This window comes from Streptomyces sp. CO7 (genome assembly GCF_053474865.1).
The window spans coordinates 52,844-54,605 of sequence record NZ_JBRIOU010000005.1 but is presented as its reverse complement, the minus strand read 5'-3'; the positions used below and the strand labels follow the sequence as shown (position 1 = coordinate 54,605).

1 protein-coding gene and 1 pseudogene are annotated in these 1,762 nt (G+C 69.6%); both read right to left on the bottom strand.

What is annotated here, in order from left to right; translation table 11 throughout:
- Nucleotides 1-313: pseudogene (locus ACOV8S_RS18535) on the bottom strand (hypothetical protein); the annotation flags it as partial.
- Between the two features lie 231 nt (nucleotides 314-544).
- Nucleotides 545-1,651: a peptide chain release factor 2 gene (prfB, locus tag ACOV8S_RS18530; protein WP_351117696.1), complete on the bottom strand. Its 1,107-nt coding sequence runs from the start codon at nucleotides 1,649-1,651 to the stop codon at nucleotides 545-547.
- Nucleotides 1,652-1,762: the final 111 nt, after the last annotated feature.

Here is a 1,762-nt window from a genome sequence, read left to right as displayed (position 1 = left end):
CAGCGTCGCCACCGCCGACGTCACCGCCACCGACGTCACCACCGCCGACATCGCCACCGCCGTCGCCGCCGGCGATCAGGCCGCCGTCGCCACCCGCGATGACACCGTCGATCGTGGCGCCGCCGTCCTCACCGCCACCGCCGTTGTCGCCGCCTTCGGACGTGCCGCCGTCGGTCTCCTGCGCGGTGACCCCGCCGTCGTTGCCGCCGGTCTCGAACGCCGACGCCGCACCCGCCGCGGTGAGCGACGCGCCGGCCGCTATCACCACACCGGCGGTGATCCGCGCGAGGCGGACCCGTGTTCTCTTCGTCATGTGCTTGCTACCCCCAGTAGCTGTCGTCAGGTAGGCCGCGTCCCGGGGGCGGTGATCGACGGGGGCGCCTTCGCCGGCCCCCCGGTTCACATGCGCCCCCGGTCACACGCATGCCGATCTAACCCTTCCGACAAACCAAAGCATCGTCAAGTTGCTTCACGTCACATACACAAAACGACAACTGCCGCCCTAAAGGCGGCAGTTGGCTGAAAAGTGGGGTGTGACCGGCGGCTACTTCTCCTGCTGCTTGCGCCAGCGGATGCCCGCCTCGATGAATCCGTCGATCTCGCCGTCCAGAACACCCTGCGGGTTGCCGACCTCGAACTCCGTCCGGAGGTCCTTGACCATCTGGTACGGGTGCAGGACGTAGGACCGCATCTGGTTGCCCCAGCTGTTGCCGCCGTCGCCCTTCAGGGCGTTCATCTTGGCCTGCTCCTCCTGGCGGCGCCGCTCGAGCAGCTTGGCCTGGAGGACGTTCATCGCCGTCGCCTTGTTCTGGATCTGCGACCGCTCGTTCTGACAGGAGACGACGATGCCGGTCGGGATGTGGGTCAGGCGGACCGCGGAGTCGGTCGTGTTGACGCCCTGGCCGCCGGGGCCGGAGGAGCGGTAGACGTCCACGCGGAGCTCGGACTCGTCGATCTCGATGTGGTCCGTCTGCTCGACGACCGGCAGCACCTCGACACCCGCGAAGGAGGTCTGGCGGCGGCCCTGGTTGTCGAACGGGGAGATGCGCACCAGACGGTGGGTGCCCTGCTCGACGGAGAGGGTGCCGTAGGCGTACGGGACCTGGACGGCGAAGGTGGTCGACTTGATGCCGGCCTCCTCCGCGTAGGAGGTCTCGTAGACCTCCGTCTTGTAGCCGTGACGCTCGGCCCAGCGCAGGTACATGCGCTGGAGCTGCTCGGCGAAGTCCGCGGCGTCGACGCCGCCGGCCTCGGCACGGATGTTGACCAGCGCCTCACGGGAGTCGTACTCGCCGGAGAGGAGGGTGCGGACCTCCAGCTCGTCGAGCGCCTTCCGCACCGCGACCAGCTCGGTCTCGGCCTCCGCCTTGGTGTCCGGGTCGTCCTCCTCCTCGGCCATCTCGAAGAGGACGCCGAGGTCGTCGATCCGGCCGCGCAGCGCCTCGGCCTTGCGGACCTCGGCCTGGAGGTGCGACAGCTTGCTGGTGATCTTCTGCGCCTCGTCCGGGTTGTCCCAGAGGGAGGGCGCGGCCGCCTGCTCCTCGAGCACGGCGATGTCTGCCCTCAGCTTGTCGAGGTCCAGGACGGCCTCGATCGACTCCATGGTCGAGGAGAGGGACTTCAGCTCTTCGGATACATCGACGACTGCCACGCCCTCCAGCGTAACGGCTCCGTCCGGCGGCCAGGGCCACACCCCTGGGCGCGGGACGGCCCGCGCCCGGCGGGCGTCCTGGCCGGCGTCGCCCCCGCGGCCGTCAGGGAG